A 2,891-nucleotide genomic window follows, 5' to 3' on the forward strand; every position below is an offset into this window, starting at 1 on the left:
AACCACTGGCCAACGCCGCCGCCCCCGCCACACCTTGAACGCCGCGCAGCACGTCCAGCCAGAACACCGAAGGCGCCAGGCTTTGCGCAATCGAGGCGCCAGTGAACAGCAGCATGCCGAAGGTGAACAAGCGTTTACGCCCATAGACATCGGCCAACGCCCCCGCTGCCATCAACAAGCTGCCGAACGACAACATGAAGGCATTGGTGATCCACGTCAGCGCGACGGGGCTACCGCCCAAATCACGGCCAATGGCGGGGGTTGCCACCGCGCCACCGGTAAAACTCAAGGGCAATACCAGTGCCGACAGGCAGACGGCCGCGAGGATCAACCGCTTGTTACGCGCTCCTTGCAGTTGAGTGACAGGTGTCATGAACTCTTCCTTTTCAAAAAAATGCCAGGCTGCGACTGTAAGGGCGTGCTACTGATGTGATAATCCCAACAAATTTGCATGGCTTTGTGAAAGGCATTCACAGATGAAATCCCCTTCAGCGGCCGATCTTTCGGTCTTCGTGTGCACCGCGCAGCAGTTGAATTTCAGCAAAGCCGCCATCGAGCTGGGTCTGACGCCTTCGGCCCTGAGCCATTCGGTGAAAGCGCTGGAGAATCGCCTCGGCGTGCGCCTGTTCAATCGTACGACCCGCAGCGTGGCGTTGACCGAGGCTGGAGAGCGCCTGTACGCGCGGCTGAAACCGGCGTTCCGCGACATCGACGATGCTCTCGAAGACCTCAACCATTTTCGCGACAAACCCTCGGGTAACCTGCGTATCACCTCGGGGCGTCAGGCCTGCGAACTGGTGGTGCTGCCGATTGCCAGTGAGTTTTTGCTGGCGTATCCGGACATCCGCCTGGAAGTGGTCGAGAGCGACGCATTACTGGATATCGTTGCCAGTGGCTTTGACGCCGGGGTGCGCTTCGGCGATCGACTGGAGGCGGACATGGTGTCGTTGCCGATTGGCCCGCCCCTGCGTTCGGTGGTGGTCGGTTCACCGGTCTTTTTCCAACGTCATGTGGCGCCGCAAAAACCTGAGGACTTGCATGATTTGCCGTGTATTCGTCATCGGTTCCCCAGCGGGTCGATGTATCGGTGGGAGTTCGAGCACGGCGGTATTGCTCAGGACATCGAAGTCAACGGGCCGCTGACCCTCGGTGATGTCAGCCTGATGGTCGGTCCGGCCTTGCAAGGACTGGGGCTGGCCTATGTGTTCGAAAACATGGTCAGCGAGCACCTGACATCCGGCCGGCTGATTGAAGTGCTGGCTGACTGGTGCCCCTATTACCCGGGGCTGCACCTGTATTACCCAAGCCGCCGGCACGTACCGGCGCCGCTCAAGGCCTTCATCGACTTCGTCCGCGACACCCCGCTCCTGCAGGGGCATGGGGCAAGCGTTCGATGACCGGGGGATCAGCGTCTATAGTCAACGGGTTCCTGCCCTGAAGGCCCGTTGTCCATGGTCAACACCGAACAGCTGATCATCTGCGAGCACTGCGACTGCGTGTACGAGAAAGTCGCCCTCGCCAAACACCAGAAAACCCTGTGCGTACGCTGCGGTGGCGTGTTGCAGCGCTATAACGGTCTGACCGTCGAACAGCGTCTGGCGCTGTCGTTCACCGCGTCGATGCTGTGGCTGTTCGCCAATTTCTATCCGGTGATGAGCATCAGCATGAAGGGCCTGAAAAACAGCGCAACGTTGTGGGACTCGGTCCTGGCGTTGAGTCAGGGGCCGATCACGTTCATGGCGATGGTGGCGGCGATTTCGATCATCATTGCCCCAGCGTTTCAACTGGTGCTGTTGATCTGGGTGTTGAGTTTCGCCCTGTCCTCCCGGCGCGCGCCGGGGTTCAAGGTGTGCATGCGCTGGCTGGAAACGCTGCGCCCGTGGAGCATGCTTGAAGTGTGTCTGCTGGGGGCAATGGTCGCAGTATTCAAACTGGCCGGGCTGCTCGATGTGCTGCCCGGCATCGGTCTGTTCGCGCTGGCCGTGCTGAGCCTGATGATGATCCGCATCGCCGGCCGCGACATTCGTGATCTATGGGACATCCTGTGAAGCGACCACCGACCGCCAGCGAACTCAACCTGTGTCTGTGCCACAGCTGCGGCCTGGCCTGCGACATGACCGACGAGCCGCACGAATGCCCGCGCTGCGAGGCCCCCCTGCATCGACGCAAGAGCAACTCGCTGAACCGCACCTGGGCGTACATGTTCGCCGCGCTGGCGTTTTACGTACCGGCCAACCTGCTGCCGGTGATGAACACAGTGATGCTCGGCAACGGCGCCGACAGCACGATCATGAGTGGCGTGCTGGAGTTCTGGGAGGGGGGCGCGTGGGACATCGCCCTGATCATCTTTATCGCCAGTATCGCAGTGCCGGGGATCAAGTTCGTCGCCCTGACGCTGCTGCTGATCACCGTGCAACGCGATAGTGGCTGGGCGCGCCGTGAGCGCTCGAAGCTGTTCCGTTTCGTCGAGCTGATCGGCTATTGGTCGATGCTCGACGTGCTGGTGGTCGCCCTGGTCGCGGCGCTGGTGAAGTTTCAGGCGCTGGGTGATATCGAGCCACGACCGGGCATCCTGTTTTTCGGCCTGGTCGTGGTGTTCACCATGCTCTCGGCAATGAGCTTCGATCCACGGCTGATCTGGGACAACACCCCGGACGACGAGCCGCTCAGCGACGCAGCACCTCCAGCAACACCTGCAACGGATGGCGCAGCGCCTGATCCGACTGGCGCTTGACCTGGCTGCGGCATGAGTAACCGGTGGCCAGCGCTTCGCCCTTTTGCGCCGGCTCAGCGATCTGCCGTGCCCACGACTGTTCATAAATCACTGCCGACGTTTGCCGGTTGCGCGCCTCAAGTCCGTACGTCCCGGACATGCCGCAGCAACCGGCAAA

At 61.2% G+C, this 2,891-nt stretch carries 5 protein-coding genes; 3 read left to right on the plus strand and 2 right to left on the minus strand.

Annotation, left to right across the window (positions count from 1 at the left end):
• On the minus strand, positions 1–373 hold a 373-nt coding region (locus DBR24_RS32485), incomplete at its 3' end, for an MFS transporter (protein WP_256591573.1).
• A gap of 103 nt (positions 374–476) precedes the next feature.
• Here DBR24_RS32485 and DBR24_RS16750 point away from each other — a divergent pair.
• The 3 genes from DBR24_RS16750 to DBR24_RS16760 are packed head-to-tail and all read left to right on the plus strand — an operon-like array spanning position 477 to position 2,734.
• Positions 477–1,397: a LysR family transcriptional regulator gene (locus DBR24_RS16750; protein WP_128615307.1), complete on the plus strand. Its 921-nt coding sequence runs from the start codon at positions 477–479 to the stop codon at positions 1,395–1,397.
• A gap of 54 nt (positions 1,398–1,451) precedes the next feature.
• On the plus strand, positions 1,452–2,048 hold the full coding sequence (locus DBR24_RS16755; protein WP_123467881.1) for a paraquat-inducible protein A: 597 nt from the start codon (positions 1,452–1,454) through the stop codon (positions 2,046–2,048).
• Positions 2,045–2,734, plus strand: a complete 690-nt coding sequence (locus DBR24_RS16760; RefSeq protein WP_123467879.1) for a paraquat-inducible protein A — start codon at positions 2,045–2,047, stop codon at positions 2,732–2,734. Before DBR24_RS16755 ends, DBR24_RS16760 begins: the two co-directional genes overlap by 4 nt.
• On the opposite strand, the gene DBR24_RS16765 is transcribed toward DBR24_RS16760, so the two are convergent.
• On the minus strand, positions 2,667–2,891 hold a 225-nt coding region (locus DBR24_RS16765; RefSeq protein ID WP_146189067.1), incomplete at its 5' end, for a (Fe-S)-binding protein. The two genes, DBR24_RS16760 and DBR24_RS16765, sit on opposite strands and share 68 nt — an antisense overlap.

Source organism: Pseudomonas sp. HMWF006, from assembly GCF_003061205.1.
Classification (GTDB): domain Bacteria; phylum Pseudomonadota; class Gammaproteobacteria; order Pseudomonadales; family Pseudomonadaceae; genus Aquipseudomonas; species Aquipseudomonas monsensis.

Excerpts from the sequence above, each read along its gene's own strand:
- DBR24_RS16750 (WP_128615307.1), top strand. The coding sequence starts at position 477 with ATGAAATCCCCTTCAGCGGCCGATCTTTCGGTCTTCGTGTGCACCGCG.
- DBR24_RS16755 (WP_123467881.1), top strand. The coding sequence starts at position 1,452 with ATGGTCAACACCGAACAGCTGATCATCTGCGAGCACTGCGACTGCGTG.